Below are 15,406 nucleotides of genomic sequence, written 5' to 3' on the forward strand. Positions count from 1 at the left end.
CGTGGGTAACGCACTGACCCGGCTGCTGGGCCGGGGGAAAGACGCCACCGAAACCCCCACGGCCGAGCCGGGGCCGGCCGACGACGCCACCGACGCCACCGAAGAAGCCAAGTCCGGGCAAGCCACGTCCGCGGAAGCCAAGGCCGAGAAGAAGGCGGACAAGCCGCAAAAGGCCAAGAAGGACAAGGCCGTCGCCAACGAGGGCGGTCCGCACAGCCGGTTCGGCGCCTGGCTGGGCCGGCCCATGACGTCGTTTCACCTGATCATCGCCGTGGCCGGGCTGCTGACCACGCTCGGGCTGATCATGGTGCTCTCGGCGTCCGGCGTGCGGTCCTACGACGCCGACGGATCGGCCTGGGTGATCTTCGGCAAGCAGGTGCTGTGGACCGTGATCGGGCTCATCGCCTGCTACGCCTCGTTGCGGATGTCGGTGCGGTTCATCCGCCGCGTCGCGTTCACCGGCTACGTCGTCACGGTCATCCTGCTGGTGCTGGTGCTCGTTCCCGGTATCGGCAACCTGGCCAACGGGTCTCGCAAGTGGTTCGTGATCGCGGGCTTTTCCATGCAGCCCTCCGAGCTGGCCAAGATCGCCTTCGCCATCTGGGGCGCGCACATGCTGGCCGCCCGTCGCCTGGAGCGGGCGAGCCTGCGCGAACTGCTGATTCCGCTGGTGCCGGCCGCGGTGATCGCGCTGGCGCTGATCGTGGCGCAGCCCGACCTCGGGCAGACGGTGTCGCTGGGCATCATCCTGCTGGCCCTGCTGTGGTACGCGGGCCTGCCGCTGCGCGTGTTCGTCACCTCGTTGCTGGCCGTCTTTGTCGCCGGCGCCGTCCTGGCCATGTCGGCCGGCTACCGGTCGGACCGGGTGCGGTCCTGGATCAACCCCGAGAACGACCCGCAGGACACCGGCTACCAGGCCCGGCAGGCCAAATTCGCGCTCGCGCACGGCGGGATCTTCGGCGACGGCCTGGGCCAGGGCGTGGCCAAATGGAACTACCTGCCCAACGCGCACAACGACTTCATCTTCGCGATCATCGGCGAGGAGCTCGGATTCATCGGTGCCTTCGCGCTGCTGGTGCTGTTCGGGCTGTTCGCCTACACCGGTATGCGGATCGCCCGCCGCTCGGCGGACCCGTTCCTGCGGCTGGTGACCGCCACCACGACCATGTGGGTGCTGGGCCAGGCCTTCATCAACATCGGCTACGTCATCGGCATCCTCCCGGTCACCGGTATTCAGCTGCCGCTCATTTCCGCCGGTGGAACATCAACCGCGGCAACGCTATTCATGATCGGCATCATGGCCAACGCGGCTCGTCACGAACCCGAGGCGGTGGCCGCGCTGCGGGCCGGCCGCGACGACAAGGTGAACCGGATACTGCGGCTGGCGCTGCCTGAGCCCTACTCACCGACGCGCGTGGAGGCGTTCCGCGACCGCAAGCGTGCCCGCCCGAAGTCGGCCGAGCCGCCGCGCAAGGGCGCCGGCGCTTCCGGGCGGAAGGCACCCCGCAAGGCCGACGCACCGCTGCGGCCGGCGCTTCCGCGAACGGGCGGGCGGCCGGCTCGCCAGACTGGGGGTACCGCTCGATCACGCGCGAGGCATCATGGATCTGGCCAGCGCCGCGTCAGCCAGGCGGCCGGCCAGCGTCAGCCACGACGCGCTCGCGCACTGGAAGGTCAGCGTTACGGGTGAACGACACGGTCAACAAGCCGACCGGCGGGCGGGGGGTAAACCCTTCGCCCGCCGGTGCCGCGTTGTCGTCTTTTAAGCCACTGTCGGTGGTGCTCGCCGGCGGGGGAACCGCCGGTCACGTCGAGCCGGCAATGGCCGTCGCCGACGCGCTGAGCGCCCTCGACCCGCAGGTCAGGATCACCGCGCTGGGTACCGCCCGCGGGTTGGAGACCCGGCTGGTGCCCGAGCGCGGCTATGACCTCGAGCTGATCACGCCGGTGCCGCTGCCGCGCAAGCCCAGCGGCGACCTGGCCCGGCTGCCCTCGCGGGTGTGGCGGGCCGTCCGGGAAACCCGTGCGGTGCTCAGGGCGGTCGACGCCGACGTGGTGATCGGTTTCGGCGGGTACGTGGCGCTGCCGGCCTACCTGGCCGCTCGCGGTGTCTCGCCGCGCAAGCCACGGGTCCCGGTGGTGATCCACGAGGCCAATGCCAGCGCCGGGCTGGCCAACCGGGTGGGCGCCCGCACGGCCGAGCGGGTGCTGTCCGCGGTGGCCGACTGCGGGCTGCCGCGCGCCGAGGTGGTCGGGGTGCCGGTGCGCGAGACAATCACCTCGCTGGACCGTGCCGCGCTGCGCGACGAGGCGCGCCGCTACTTCGGTTTCGCCGACGACGCCCGGGTGTTGCTGGTGTTCGGGGGCTCGCAGGGCGCGGCCTCGCTGAACCGGGCCGTCTCCGGGGCGGCCGCCGGGCTGGCCGCCGCCGGCGTGGCCGTCCTGCACGCGCACGGCCCCAAGAACACCCTCGACCTGCGCGAACCCCAGCCGGGCGACCCGCCGTACGTGGCGGTGCCCTACCTCGACCGGATGGACCTGGCCTATTCGGCCGCCGACCTGGTGATCTGCCGGTCCGGTGCGATGACGGTCGCCGAGGTGTCGGCGGTGGGCCTGCCGGCCATCTACGTGCCACTGCCGATCGGCAACGGCGAGCAGCGGCTCAACGCCCTGCCGGTGGTCAACGCCGGCGGCGGCATGATCGTCGCCGACGCCGACCTGACGCCCGAGCTGGTGGCCCGGGAAGTGGCGGGGCTGGTGGGCGACCCGCCGCGCCTGGCGGCCATGACCACCGCCGCCGCGCGGGTCGGGCATCCCGACGCGGCGCGCCAGGTCGCCCAGGCGGCACTGGACATCGCCAGGAAGGCGCAACTGGGCCGCCCGAGCGGCCGGTGGACCGGGGGAACCCGGTGAACACCGAGCAGCTGCCGCCCGAGCTGCAGCGGGTGCACATGGTCGGCATCGGCGGAGCCGGCATGTCGGGCATCGCCCGCATCCTGCTCGACCGCGGCGGCCTGGTATCCGGCTCGGATGCCAAGGAGTCCCGCGGCATTCACGCGCTGCGGGCCCGGGGCGCGCAGATCAATATCGGGCACGACGCGTCCTCGCTGGATCTGTTGCCCGGCGGTGCCACCGCGGTCATCACCACGCACGCCGCCATCCCGAAGACCAATCCCGAGCTCGTCGAGGCGCGGCGGCGCGGCATCCCGGTGATCCTGCGACCCGCCGTGCTGGCCAAGCTGATGGCCGGCCGCACCACGCTGATGGTCACCGGCACGCACGGCAAGACGACGACGACGTCGATGTTGATCGTCGCGCTGCAGCATTGCGGGCGCGACCCGTCGTTCGCGGTCGGCGGCGAGATGGGTGAGGCCGGCACCAACGCCCACCACGGCAGCGGCGACTGCTTCGTCGCGGAGGCCGACGAAAGCGACGGCTCGCTGCTGGAGTACACCCCCAACGTCGCCGTGGTCACCAATATCGAGACCGATCACCTGGACTTCTACGGCAGCGCCGACGCCTATGTCGCGGTGTTCGACGCCTTCGTGGAGCGGCTGGCGCCCGGCGGGGCGCTGGTGGTGTGCGTCGACGACCCGGGGGCCGAGGCGCTGGCACGGCGCACGGCCGAGCTGGGCATCCGGGTGCTGCGCTACGGATCCGCGGCGCCGGACGGGTCCCCGCGCGCCGGCGACGAACTCGCCGCGACGTTGTTGTCGTGGCAACAACAGGGCACCGAGGCCGTCGCGCAAATCCAGCTGGCCCCCGAACTGGACCCGGAGCAGCACCCGCGGGTGATGCGGTTGTCGGTGCCCGGCCGCCATATGGCGCTCAACGCGATGGGCGCGCTGCTGGCGGCGATCGAGATCGGCGCCCCGGTCGATGCGGTGCTGGACGGCCTGGCCGGCTTCGAGGGCGTGCGCCGCCGGTTCGAACTGGTCGGCAGCGCGGCCACGGTGCGGGTGTTCGACGACTACGCCCACCACCCCACGGAGATCGTCGCCACGCTGGCGGCGGTCCGCACCCTGCTCGAACAGAGCGGTGACGGCCGCAGCATCGCGGTGTTTCAGCCCCATTTGTATTCGCGGACAAAGGCTTTCGCCGAGGAGTTCGGGCAGGCGCTGGACGCTGCGGACGAGGTTTTCGTTCTCGACGTCTACGGCGCCCGCGAACAACCGCTGGCCGGTGTCAGCGGGGCCAGCGTCGCCGAGCACGTCAGCGTGCCGGTGCGCTACCTCCCACACTTCGCCGCGGCCGCCGAGCAGGTGGCGGCCGCCGCCGGGCCCGGCGACGTCATCGTCACCATGGGGGCCGGCGACGTGACCCTGCTGGGGCCGGAGATCGTCACGGCGTTGCGGGTGCGCGCCAATCGCGGCGCCCCCGGGGCGTTGCGATGACGGAGCCGGACCACCCCGTCCCGGCCAACGCAGTGGGCGAACCGGCGCAGGGTCGGCCTGCCGGCGACGCTGACGACGACGCCGGCGACAACGCGGTCACCGAACCGCTCGCCGCCGGAACGGGTGGGGGCCGCCGGGGTGCCGACGCGGGAGACGGTGAGGAGGCCGACCAGGCCGAGGTCGAGGGGCCCCGCCGGCGCGCCCGCCGGGAGCGGGCCGAGCGCCGCGCCGCGCAGGCCCGGGCCACCGCCATCGAAGAGGCCCGCCGTGAGGCGAAGCGCCGCGCCGGGGGACGGCTGGCCAACGAGCCCAAACCCGTTGCGCGGGGCGTGGTTCGGGGCCTGAAGATGCTGCTGATAACGATCCTGCTGGTGATCGTCGGCATCGGGCTGGCCCTGATCCTCTACTTCACCCCCGCGATGTCGGCCCGCAACATCGTCGTCGTGGGCACCGGCGTGGTGACCCGGGACGAGGTGCTGGACGCGGCCCGGGTCCGGATCGGGACGCCGCTGCTGCAGATCAACACCAACCAGGTCGCCGACCGGGTGGCGGCGATCCGGCGAGTGGCCAGCGCGCGGGTGCAGCGCCAGTATCCGTCGGCGCTGCGGATCACCATCGTTGAGCGAATCCCGGTGGCGGTCAAGGACTTTCCCGATGGCCCGCATCTCTTCGACCGCGACGGCGTGGACTTCGCGACCGGGCCGCCGCCGCCGGCGCTGCCGTACCTCGACGTCGCCGATCCCGGGCCGAACGACCCGGCGACCAAGGCCGCCCTGCAGGTGCTGACCGCGCTGCGTCCCGAGGTCGCAGGCCAGGTCGGCCGTATCGCCGCCCCGTCGGTGGCCTCGATCACCCTGACGCTCGGCGACGGCCGGGTGGTGATCTGGGGGACCACCGACCGCACCGACGAGAAGGCCGAGAAGCTGGCGGCACTGCTGACCCAGCCCGGCAAGACCTACGACGTGTCCAGCCCGGACCTGCCGACGGTCAAGTAGCGATCTTCATCACGTCGCGCCGCGCGATGCGCCGTCAACAGCGCGCACGGCGTGCGACGCGGCAAAATTGCCCAAAATTTGCGGAACGCGTGTCGGCGCGCCTGCGGGGTTAGGGCGCGCCATACCCATACCGTTCTGGTTGCGCGGAACTACTTGACATAACTCTAACTCTATGGTTGAGGTTGAGGGTTTGCCAGGGAGGCCCGCGAACGTCCGGAGGAGCCCACCGCCGGGAGAGCTGAGCCAAGCCCATCAGGGAGGAAGACGAATGATGACCCCCCCGCATAACTACCTGGCCGTGATCAAGGTCGTGGGTATCGGTGGCGGCGGCGTCAACGCCGTCAACCGGATGATCGAACAAGGCCTCAAAGGCGTGGAGTTCATCGCGATCAACACCGACGCGCAGGCGCTGTTGATGAGCGATGCCGACGTCAAACTCGACGTGGGGCGCGAGTCCACGCGTGGCCTGGGGGCCGGGGCGGACCCGGAGGTCGGCCGCAAGGCCGCCGAGGACGCCAAGGACGAGATCGAAGAGCTGCTCCGCGGCGCAGACATGGTGTTCGTCACCGCCGGCGAGGGCGGCGGTACCGGCACCGGCGGGGCGCCCGTCGTCGCCAGCATCGCGCGCAAGCTCGGAGCGCTGACCGTCGGCGTGGTCACCCGGCCGTTCTCGTTCGAGGGCAAGCGGCGCGGCAACCAGGCCGAGACCGGCATCTCGTCGCTGCGCGAGAGCTGCGACACCCTGATCGTGATCCCCAACGACCGGCTGCTGCAGATGGGCGACGCCGCGGTATCGCTGATGGACGCCTTCCGCAGCGCCGACGAGGTGCTGCTCAACGGTGTGCAGGGCATCACCGACCTGATCACCACCCCGGGCCTGATCAACGTGGACTTCGCCGACGTCAAGGGCATCATGTCCGGGGCGGGCACGGCCCTGATGGGTATCGGTTCGGCCCGCGGCGAGGGCCGCTCGCTCAAGGCCGCCGAGATCGCCATCAACTCGCCGCTGCTGGAAGCCTCGATGGAGGGCGCCCACGGCGTGCTGATGTCGATCGCCGGAGGCAGCGACCTGGGCCTGTTCGAGATCAACGAGGCGGCCTCGCTGGTGCAGGACGCCGCCCACCAGGACGCCAATATCATCTTCGGCACCGTGATCGACGACTCGCTGGGTGACGAGGTGCGCGTCACCGTCATCGCCGCGGGCTTCGACGCCGCGGGCGCCGGCCGCAAACCCGTGATCGGTGGCAGTGCCGCCGATAAAGAGGAAAAGGGCGGGGCGCACCGGATCGAGTCGGCGAAGGCGGGCAAGCTCACCTCGACGTTGTTCGAACCGGTCGACGCGGTGAGCGTGCCGGTGCACACCAACGGCTCGACCTTGAATATTGGCGGCGATGACGATGACGTCGACGTGCCGCCGTTCATGCGCCGCTGAGAACATGCCCGTGACCCTGGACCCCCGACCGCGACCGTCGGGGCCGCCTGGCCGACAGGGGAATCCGGATACTGGTCACGTGAGCGTTCGCATCCGGCGGGTGACCACCACCCGCGCAGGCGGTGTATCGAAGCCGCCGTTCGACACCTTCAACCTGGGCGACCACGTCGGGGACGATCCGGCGGCGGTCGCCGAGAACCGGGCCCGGCTGGCCGCCACCATCGGGTTGCGCGCCGGCCGCGTGGTGTGGATGAACCAGGTCCACGGTGTTCGGGTGGAGGTGGTCGACGGGGCGCGCGACACCGCGGTCGACGACACCGACGCGCTGGTCACCCGTACCGCGCGCCTCGCCCTGGCGGTGGTGACCGCCGACTGCGTCCCGGTGCTGATGGCCGACGCGCGCGCCGGCGTGGCCGCCGCGGTGCACGCCGGCCGGGTCGGCGCCCAGCGCGGGGTGGTGGCCCGCACGGTGGAGAAGATGCTGGAGCTCGGCGCGCGGCCTGAAGACATTTCGGTGTTGTTGGGCCCGGCGGTCAGTGGCCGCAATTACGAAGTGCCCGCGGCCATGGCCGACGAGGTCGAGGCGGCCCTGCCGGGCAGCCGGACCACCACCGCCGCGGGAACCCCCGGACTCGACCTGCGCGCCGGAATCGCCTGTCAGCTAACGGATTTGGGCGTGACGGCAATCGATATCGATCCGCGATGCACGGTGGACGACGCGGCGCTGTTCAGTCATCGCCGGGATGCGCCGACCGGCCGGCTGGCCTCACTGATCTGGATGGAGTGACCGCGATGGCGGTAGAGATACCTGCCGGGGGAGACCGCGAATCGGAATTGACACACGCATTGGCGTCGGTGCGCTCTCGCCTTGCGGCGGCGGCGGAAGCGGCGGGCCGCAATGTCGGCGAAATCGAAGTTCTGCCGATTACCAAATACTTCCCAGCAACCGATGTCGTGACTTTGTCCCGATTGGGTTGTCGCGTCATCGGCGAATCACGGGATCAGGAAGCGACGGCGAAAGTGGCCGAAGTCACCCGATTGCTGGCGGCGTCCGGGCGCGCGGATGTGGCAACACCACGCTGGCACATGGTGGGTCATATCCAGCGGAACAAGGCGCGGTCGGTGGCGCGCTGGGCGCATACCGCGCACTCCGTCGACAGCGCGCACCTGGTGTCCGCGCTCGACAAGGGCGTGGCGGCGGCGCTGAACGACGGCCGCCGCACCGCCCCGATGCGGATCTACGTTCAGGTCAGCCTCGACGGCGACGAGTCGCGCGGCGGCGTCGACATATCCCGGGCGGGGGCCGTCGATCAGGTGTGCGACCAGGTCGAGGACTCGAAAAACCTGGACCTGATCGGGCTGATGGGGATCCCGCCGCTGGACTCGGACCCCGATGAGGCCTTTGACCGGCTCCGATCCGAGCACCGCCGGGTTCTCGAATCGCATCGCAACGCCGTCGGGCTCTCCGCCGGCATGTCCAACGACTTCGAAATCGCGGTCAAACACGGTTCGACATGTGTGCGTGTCGGTACCGCGTTAATGGGTCCACGGCGGTTACCGTCACCGTAAGTAGTCACTGCAGTAACAGCTTTATCACTAACACCAGTACTCCCAGGGGCTAGAAGGGTCAACGCAATGAGCACACTGCACAAAGTCAAGGCCTATTTCGGTATGGCCCCAATGGACGACTACGAGGACGAGTATTACGACGACCACGCGCCGTCCCGTGGTATTCCGCGCCCGCGATTTGACGACGGATACGGTCGCTACGAGCAAGATGACTACGACGACCCGCGCCGCGAGCCCGTCGACTACCCGCCGCCGCCCGCCGGCTACCGCGGCGGCTACGGCGACGAGCCCCGCTACGGCGCCGTCCACCCCCGCGAGTTCGACCGCGGTGAACGCGGCGGCCCGCGCTTCGGCTCGTGGTTGCGCAACTCCACCCGCGGAGCTCTGGCGATGGACCCGCGCCGGATGGCGATGATGTTCGAAGAGGGCCACCCGCTGTCGAAGATCACCACGCTGCGCCCGAAGGACTACAGCGAGGCTCGCACCATCGGCGAGCGTTTCCGCGACGGCACCCCGGTCATCATGGACCTGGTGTCGATGGACAATGCCGACGCCAAGCGGCTCGTCGACTTCGCGGCCGGCCTGGCGTTCGCGCTGCGCGGCTCCTTCGACAAGGTCGCGACCAAGGTGTTCCTGCTGTCGCCCGCCGACGTGGACGTGTCCCCGGAGGAACGCCGCCGGATCGCCGAAACCGGTTTCTACGCTTACCAATAGGCGCATCCGCCGCACGCTTCCCGGTGGCGGCCCGGATCGTCGGCGGGTCCCGGGGGCGACGTGAGATAAGGCCTCTTACCCGGAGTCGGTACGCTGGCAGGCGCCGCGCTGGTCCGTGGCGCTTGGCATCTCATCGGTAAGGTCGGGGCACTTCAGTTGGTGTTGTTCTTTCAGATCCTTGGGTTTGCGCTATTCATTTTCTGGCTGCTGCTCATCGCTCGGGTCGTCGTCGAGTTCATCCGCTCGTTCAGCCGGGACTGGCATCCCACCGGCATCACTGTGGTGGTGCTGGAGATCATCCTGTCGATCACCGATCCGCCGGTGAAACTGCTCCGCAGGCTGATCCCGCAACTCACCATCGGGGCGGTCCGCTTCGACCTCTCGATCATGGTGCTGTTGCTCGTCGCGTTCATCGGCATGCAGCTGGCGTTCGGCGCCGCGGCTTAGCTTCCCGATCCCGCGCCCGCTGTCCCGTGCGCGGCCCGGCGGCGTGGAACCCATTCCGGCCCAGAGACGGTTCGGCCACGTTTTAGCGTCGGTTTGGTTCCGCCGATTTAAAATTTCTAAGGTTTCGGATTTTATTGGCCTCACTGTTTGAAATTGGCCCTTATTTATTGGGCTTATCAGCAACGGTCGCGCCTGGTGTGACAGGATGGACGGCAGTTGCACTACGGCTACCACTGCGTTCTACACTTTCCAGAACGTTCGAGAAGGAACTTGAGGGGACGAAACAATGCCGCTTACACCAGCCGACGTCCACAATGTGGCGTTCAGTAAGCCACCGATCGGCAAGCGGGGCTACAACGAAGACGAGGTGGATGCCTTCCTCGATCTGGTGGAAGCCGAGCTGACCCGGCTCATCGAAGAGAACAGCGATCTGCGCCAGCGGATCGAAGAGCTGGACCACGAACTGGCCTCCGGTGGTGGCGCTGCCGCTCCGGCCGCCGCCGCCGCGCCCACCCAGGCGATTCCCGTCCAAGAACCTGAACCGGTCAAGCCGGCGCCGGCCGCAGCCCCGGCCGCGGCGGCCAACAACGAGGAACAGGCCATGAAGGCCGCTCGGGTGCTGACGCTGGCGCAGGACACCGCCGACCGCCTGACCTCCACCGCCAAGACCGAGTCGGAAAAGATGCTGGCCGACGCCCGCGCCAACGCCGACCAGATCCTCAGCGAGGCCCGCAGCACCGCCGAGACCACGGTCACCGAGGCCCGGCAGCGCGCCGACGCCATGCTCGCGGATGCGCAGACCCGCTCCGAGACCCAGCTGCGCCAGGCCCAAGAGAAGGCCGACGCCCTGCAGGCCGACGCCGAACGCAAGCACTCCGAGATCATGGGCACCATCAACCAGCAGCGCACCGTTCTGGAAGGCCGGCTCGAGCAGCTCCGCACGTTCGAGCGCGAATACCGCACCCGGCTCAAGACCTACCTGGAGTCTCAGCTGGAGGAACTCGGGCAGCGCGGATCCGCGGCACCGGTGGACTCCAGCGCGGACGCAGGCAGCTTCGACCAGTTCAACCGGGGCAACAACTAGCCTTCCGGGCGTGCCGGTCACTCGCCGGGCTTCGGGGTTGGCACACTAGGACTTGAAACCGCGGTCCCGCTCGTCGCTTGGAGGACGACTGATGCTCATCATTGCGCTGGTATTGGCCCTGATCGGGCTCGTCGCGTTGGTGTTCGCGGTCGTCACGAGCAACGAGCTGGTGGCCTGGGTCTGCATCGCCGCCAGCGTGGTTGGCGTGGTGCTGTTGATCCTGGACGCGCTGCGCGAACGCCAGCGGCGTGACCTGGGTGGTGACGAAGCCCAGGATGCCGACGAGGCCCAGGCCGACGAGGGCGACTACGTCGACTACCCCGAGGAAGTCCCAGGTGAGGACGAACCCGCGACGACGGGAGAGACCGCGCCGACCGAGGAGTCCAAGGTCGTGGCCGAGGGCCGCGGCGACGAGCCCGCGAAGTAACGTCCTTCGCGCCCGTTCCGCCTTCAGACTGTCGGCGTGGTGAGCAGCTCGCGGACCTCGTCGTCACTGATCTGATGGAAGTCGTCGTAGACCTGCCCGACCGCCTCGAAGCCGGGCGGCATGGTCGCGCACACCACGTCGTCGGCCTCCTGCGCCAGCTCCCGGCAGGTCGACTCCGGCCCCACCGGAACGGCGACCACGATCGATTTCGGCCCGGCGGCCTGGATGGCCCGCACGGCGGCGAGCATGCTTGCGCCCGTTGCGATTCCGTCGTCGGCCAGGATGACGATCCGGTCGCGCAGGTCGGCGATCGGGCGACCGCCCCGGTAGGCGTGCTCGCGCCGGAGCAGCTCGGCCGTCTCGCTGTCGATCACCTCGCGCACCTGCTCGTCGGTGACGCGAAGGCCGGCCACCACGTCCTCATTCATCACCACGCCACCGCCGCTGGCCAGCGCGCCCATCGCCAACTCCGACCACTGCGGTACCCCGAGCTTGCGGACCAGGAAGACGTCGAGCGGCGCCCTCAGGGCGGCGGCGATCTCCCAGGCCACCGGCACACCGCCGCGTGCCAGCCCGAACACCAGCACATCGTCGCGGCCGCTATAGGCCGCCAGTTGCTGCGCCAGTGCACGCCCGGCCTCGCGGCGGTCGACGAACGTCTTCGGTGAGGTCCGCCGGACAAAGCCACTCAATGGGTTCATTCGTTACCGCTCCCGGCTGATGGACTTCTCTTCAGGCTACGTGCGTCAGGCCGACCGCGGTGGCAAAGTTCGGGTTGGCTGCAGTAGTCAGCACGATCGAGAGGATCCGCGAGATGAGAGGGCGTTACGGCACCTACACGGCCTACAGCATCGCCTGCGCGATCGTCTGGGCGGTCATTTTGGCGGTGGTTTCCACGGCGGGCGACGCCGCGTCCCGGCATACGTTCCTGCTGGTGTGCGGCGGGTGGGCGATCGGGTGGCTGTCGGCGACCATCGCCAGGGGCGTCTACCCGCCACCGAAGCGCCATATCCGGCAATAGATACGGGTGTGTGATCGCGGCTTCGCCGCTCAACACACTCCGTCGGCTCGGAAATGAACGCAAGCGCCCATTTCGCTCGCCTCAGTGGTGTGTCCGAGGGGGGACTTGGCCATCTGCGACACGGGTTGTGATCTTGCAATTGAGGCAATGAACGCATTGGACGCTGGCGCCGGATACCGTTCGCCGCCTCCTCGCCGCCACATGCTTTCGCATGTGACCGGCGTGAACGCGAACAGGCGCGTCGGGAGTACAGCAAGGTCGTATCAGCGTGCGATCAACGCGCGACTCGGATTGACCCTGTGCGCGGTGTCGCTTGCCGCGACAAGCATGTCGACGGGGGCTGGTACGTAGGCTCGTGTCGTGACCGTGTCGGTTGGGGTCGATATTGCGGAACCGCGCAAGGGGCTTGATCTCGTCGCTCTCGATGATCGGCGGGCGATCGTCGAGAGAATCGCTCGCGCATCGGTGACAGATGTTGTCGCAGCCATCGTGCGGATCGCGCCGGACGTGGTGGGCATCGACTCGCCACCGGCGTGGGCGCGGAGCGGCAAATGCCGGACTGCAGAACGCGCGTTGCGACCACTGGGCATTACGGCGTTCTGCACGCCGACCGATCCGGGTGCTCACGCTTTCTACCGCTGGATGCGCGCCGGTTTTGCCGTTTTCGACGCCATCGCTGACCGCTACCCGTCCTACCGCAATGGACCTATCCGGAGCAGGGCGCTCGAAGTGTTCCCGGAAGCGAGTGCCACTTTGCTCACAGGAACGTTGTGCCCGAAGGGCCAGAAGATTCCGTTCCGCCGGGCGGTGTTGCGCGCCCATGACATGACGACATGTTGCTACCCAGCATCGACGCTGTCGACGCTGCGCTGGCGGCGCTCACGGGTCTGCGCGCACTCGAAGGACAGTTCACGGCCATCGGCGACCCCGCCGAAGGCGTCATCGTCGTGCCGGTGGCGCCGCTGCCGGCGGCGCCCTTGACGCGTCCGCTGACGGGCGTTATGTCGAACCTTCCATTTGAGCCAATCGGTGGCGCCCCGGTGATGAGTGGTAGGAGTAGGACGAGAACCGGCTCCGTCAACGGGACACCCGGCTCGCCCTCACGCCTGTGTGGGTGCGGATGCGGGGTCCCGGTATCGCGGCACTTTCTACCGGGGCATGACGCGAAGTTGACGTCTCGCCTGCTGCGCGACGCAAGGCTCGGCGACACCGCCGCAGAGCAACAACTCAGCCAGTTCGGCTGGTTGGCGAGGGACCCGGCCGACCCACCGACCTCGCTACGCCGAATGGATCGGAGGGAGAAGTGACTCTTCGTCTGGCACCCTCAGCGTCACGGCGCATCTGATCCCTTAGAAAGTCATGATCCTCGAACGATCCAGGCCTGTCTTTCCCTGGTCGGTGGGATCCTTCGTGGGCGGTGCGGCAGTGGTTGGCGTCTGCAACCTGGTCCTATCTTGTACTCGTTGTAACGGCTGGCATGAGAAGTCCGACCGGCCACCGCACCGTTGTTGCGTCGAGCGACTCAATGTCCGCAATGAATATCTGATCAGCAGCCATCACCCGTCGCGACCAATGCTGATGGAGCAGATCAATGATTCGCCCGGATCTCGAGCAGCGACGCTTAAGCGTGCCTTCGACCAGGTGTCTATGAGCGGGACGCGGGCCCAATGGGTTGCGCCCGACAAGCTGGAGCAAGCGTTCTGATGCCCGAAGATCAACTGCTGTCAGCGCTTGAATCTGATCCCGCACATTGTTTTTCGCATTGGCCCGAGCCGTTGGTGGCGAGGGTGGCCGCAGGAGTGTATACAATCTGGGAGCAGAATTGTTTCATCTATGTCGGCATATCGGGACGTGCGATGACCTCCGACGCCGAGTCATCCGACCGGCCGCCGAAGGCCAAAGGCCTTTGAAAGCCCCTGAATTCGCATGCATTTGGCCGAAGCAGCGGCTATCAATTTTGCACGTATATCTGTGACCGATTCGTGATACCTCGCCTTTCTGAAGCGCAGCAGAAGGAGATCGGAGATGGTGTTCTCTCACCGGATACCTGACTCGGAACTACTTCCGCGATCACCTGAGCTATCGTTACATCGCCGTCGCCAACGGCAAGGGAGCCTTCAGGTTTGAGCGGCACGTGCAGAAGCGCTTTAGGCGTAGGCAAACCCTTCTTGAATCCGCTGTAAGCGCGCATAACAGGAGGCAGTGTTGCACGCTGACAGATCATTCGGGTTCCAGTTGTCGGGCGCCCCGGGACCCTAAGTTCACCTAGGTTAAGAAAGCGTTTTGCGTTCCCGGTAGCCGCAATCCGGTGAACCTGAGCCAGCTTCCCTCAGTTTGGTTGAAGCCGAACCCCATTCCGTCCGTGAGCACCACCTCCGGAACGAGGGGATCGTCCAGGCGCAGCAGGCCACCTACTCCGGGCGCATCATCCCCTTCGTATTTGAAACTCACTTCCTTACCGTCGACTTCAAGATCGGTCGGCACAACTGTGCGTGGACGCCCCACTACGACTAGCTGGCCATGCACGTTAACCAAAGCCTGATCAATAAGGGTGTCGATTTCATCGAAGGCATCCGCTAATTCCTTTGGGCGATTTTGCAGTTCGCTTAGAACTGCGGCTACTTGCTCCCTTCGAAACGAGTGCCGTCGTTCCATTTGCTCTGGTTCGTACTCGTCGACCTTCTTGGGATTCAGAAGGACACCGACACGGTTCCGCGCAGCGTTCAGAATCGCAATGTCCTCGTCCGTGAGAGCATCTACAACACTCGAATATCGTTGCCATTCTGCCGAACTCGATATTGCACGGAGAACGTCGTCAGAGGACGATTGAATCGTGGTCTGGTCAATCCCGAGTATTAGGGCAACACCGGGAGGGGCGGATTCGTGATTCAGCCCAGAGTTTAGAACCTGCTGTCGCCACGAAAGCCGTTGTCCCAGTTCTTCACTCCGCCGGAAGCCTCTTGATGCAAACTGTGGAACCGGGATTCGCGGGTACAGCGGGAGCCGGCTTCGGACCCATCCCACAGTAGACTCAACCGCATGGCCTAAGGGAGCTATGAAGCGCAGATATGCGCGCAGTTCGGGGGTTAGTTGCACCATCGGTAGCTGCACTGCCAGTGGCTCCCACATGGCTGTGACCAGTGGCATCTTCGTAAGGAGCGTCGAACCGGCCTGGATGTTCCGCAGCCCTTCGGTAACGCTACCGGTGTCGTCTGTGCGGTCCGGATGCTGCTGCAAAAACTTTTGTACGAGCTCGCTGGTTCCCCATACTTCCGCAAGATGTTCCACTGCTGGCCAGATGTCTTCGGTTGTCACCTCTACAC

The 15,406-nt window shown here is 67.5% G+C and carries 14 protein-coding genes and 1 pseudogene; 13 read left to right on the forward strand and 2 right to left on the reverse strand.

The window, feature by feature from the left end; all coding sequences use genetic code 11:
* Position 1 precedes the first annotated feature (1 nt).
* The 11 genes from ftsW to MTY59_RS19500 all read left to right on the forward strand — a co-directional run bounded on the left by ftsW (position 2) and on the right by MTY59_RS19500 (position 11,062).
* The gene (gene ftsW, locus MTY59_RS19450) at positions 2–1,690 is read left to right on the forward strand and encodes a putative lipid II flippase FtsW (RefSeq protein WP_221042594.1); all 1,689 of its coding nucleotides are present in this window, start codon (positions 2–4) and stop codon (positions 1,688–1,690) included.
* Positions 1,687–2,913, forward strand: coding sequence for an undecaprenyldiphospho-muramoylpentapeptide beta-N-acetylglucosaminyltransferase (gene murG, locus MTY59_RS19455; RefSeq protein ID WP_221042595.1), 1,227 nt, complete (start codon positions 1,687–1,689; stop codon positions 2,911–2,913). The genes ftsW and murG overlap by 4 nt, the downstream gene beginning before the upstream one ends.
* The gene (gene murC / locus MTY59_RS19460) at positions 2,910–4,394 is read left to right on the forward strand and encodes a UDP-N-acetylmuramate--L-alanine ligase (protein WP_221042596.1); all 1,485 of its coding nucleotides are present in this window, start codon (positions 2,910–2,912) and stop codon (positions 4,392–4,394) included. The genes murG and murC overlap by 4 nt, the downstream gene beginning before the upstream one ends.
* Positions 4,391–5,389 (forward strand): cell division protein FtsQ/DivIB, encoded by a 999-nt coding sequence (locus MTY59_RS19465; RefSeq protein WP_250160603.1) that lies wholly within the window; start codon positions 4,391–4,393, stop codon positions 5,387–5,389. Before murC ends, MTY59_RS19465 begins: the two co-directional genes overlap by 4 nt.
* 271 nt (positions 5,390–5,660) lie before the next feature.
* Positions 5,661–6,821: a cell division protein FtsZ gene (gene ftsZ, locus MTY59_RS19470; protein ID WP_221046536.1), complete on the forward strand. Its 1,161-nt coding sequence runs from the start codon at positions 5,661–5,663 to the stop codon at positions 6,819–6,821.
* Between the two features lie 79 nt (positions 6,822–6,900).
* Entirely contained in the window at positions 6,901–7,608 is a 708-nt protein-coding gene (pgeF, locus tag MTY59_RS19475) for a peptidoglycan editing factor PgeF (RefSeq protein WP_221042597.1), read from the forward strand.
* 5 nt (positions 7,609–7,613) lie between these two features.
* Complete coding sequence (locus MTY59_RS19480; protein WP_221042598.1) at positions 7,614–8,390, forward strand: YggS family pyridoxal phosphate-dependent enzyme; 777 nt, start codon at positions 7,614–7,616, stop codon at positions 8,388–8,390.
* A gap of 66 nt (positions 8,391–8,456) precedes the next feature.
* Positions 8,457–9,104, forward strand: coding sequence for a cell division protein SepF (locus MTY59_RS19485; protein ID WP_221042599.1), 648 nt, complete (start codon positions 8,457–8,459; stop codon positions 9,102–9,104).
* Positions 9,105–9,260: 156 nt separating this feature from the next.
* Positions 9,261–9,551, forward strand: coding sequence for a YggT family protein (locus MTY59_RS19490; RefSeq protein ID WP_007770770.1), 291 nt, complete (start codon positions 9,261–9,263; stop codon positions 9,549–9,551).
* Positions 9,552–9,837: 286 nt separating this feature from the next.
* Positions 9,838–10,635, forward strand: coding sequence for a DivIVA-like cell division protein Wag31 (gene wag31, locus MTY59_RS19495; RefSeq protein ID WP_221042600.1), 798 nt, complete (start codon positions 9,838–9,840; stop codon positions 10,633–10,635).
* 91 nt (positions 10,636–10,726) lie between these two features.
* Complete coding sequence (locus MTY59_RS19500) at positions 10,727–11,062, forward strand: phage holin family protein (protein ID WP_221042601.1); 336 nt, start codon at positions 10,727–10,729, stop codon at positions 11,060–11,062.
* 23 nt (positions 11,063–11,085) lie between these two features.
* On the opposite strand, the pseudogene MTY59_RS19505 reads toward MTY59_RS19500, so the two are convergent.
* Positions 11,086–11,763: pseudogene (locus MTY59_RS19505) on the reverse strand (phosphoribosyltransferase); the annotation flags it as partial.
* Positions 11,764–11,876: 113 nt separating this feature from the next.
* Between MTY59_RS19505 and MTY59_RS19510 the strand changes: the two are divergent.
* Positions 11,877–12,083 carry a hypothetical protein gene (locus tag MTY59_RS19510; RefSeq protein ID WP_221042603.1) on the forward strand — a complete coding sequence of 69 codons (207 nt, stop codon included), beginning with the start codon at positions 11,877–11,879 and terminating at the stop codon, positions 12,081–12,083.
* A gap of 360 nt (positions 12,084–12,443) precedes the next feature.
* Positions 12,444–13,064, forward strand: coding sequence for a DUF429 domain-containing protein (locus MTY59_RS19515; RefSeq protein WP_221042604.1), 621 nt, complete (start codon positions 12,444–12,446; stop codon positions 13,062–13,064).
* A 1,284-nt stretch (positions 13,065–14,348) separates the two neighbouring features.
* Here MTY59_RS19515 and MTY59_RS19520 read toward each other — a convergent pair.
* Complete coding sequence (locus tag MTY59_RS19520) at positions 14,349–15,398, reverse strand: hypothetical protein (RefSeq protein ID WP_221042605.1); 1,050 nt, start codon at positions 15,396–15,398, stop codon at positions 14,349–14,351.
* Positions 15,399–15,406: the final 8 nt, after the last annotated feature.

The sequence above is a fragment of the Mycobacterium senriense genome, assembly GCF_019668465.1.
GTDB classification, from domain to species: Bacteria; Actinomycetota; Actinomycetes; order Mycobacteriales; family Mycobacteriaceae; genus Mycobacterium; species Mycobacterium senriense.

Bases quoted from the DNA above. Each gene is read 5' to 3' on its own strand.
- MTY59_RS19485 (WP_221042599.1), top strand. From the start codon at position 8,457: ATGAGCACACTGCACAAAGTCAAGGCCTATTTCGGTATGGCCCCAATG.
- MTY59_RS19510 (WP_221042603.1), top strand. From the start codon at position 11,877: ATGAGAGGGCGTTACGGCACCTACACGGCCTACAGCATCGCCTGCGCG.
- MTY59_RS19465 (WP_250160603.1), top strand. From the start codon at position 4,391: ATGACGGAGCCGGACCACCCCGTCCCGGCCAACGCAGTGGGCGAACCG.
- MTY59_RS19480 (WP_221042598.1), top strand. From the start codon at position 7,614: ATGGCGGTAGAGATACCTGCCGGGGGAGACCGCGAATCGGAATTGACA.
- MTY59_RS19500 (WP_221042601.1), top strand. From the start codon at position 10,727: ATGCTCATCATTGCGCTGGTATTGGCCCTGATCGGGCTCGTCGCGTTG.
- wag31 (WP_221042600.1), top strand. From the start codon at position 9,838: ATGCCGCTTACACCAGCCGACGTCCACAATGTGGCGTTCAGTAAGCCA.
- ftsZ (WP_221046536.1), top strand. From the start codon at position 5,661: ATGACCCCCCCGCATAACTACCTGGCCGTGATCAAGGTCGTGGGTATC.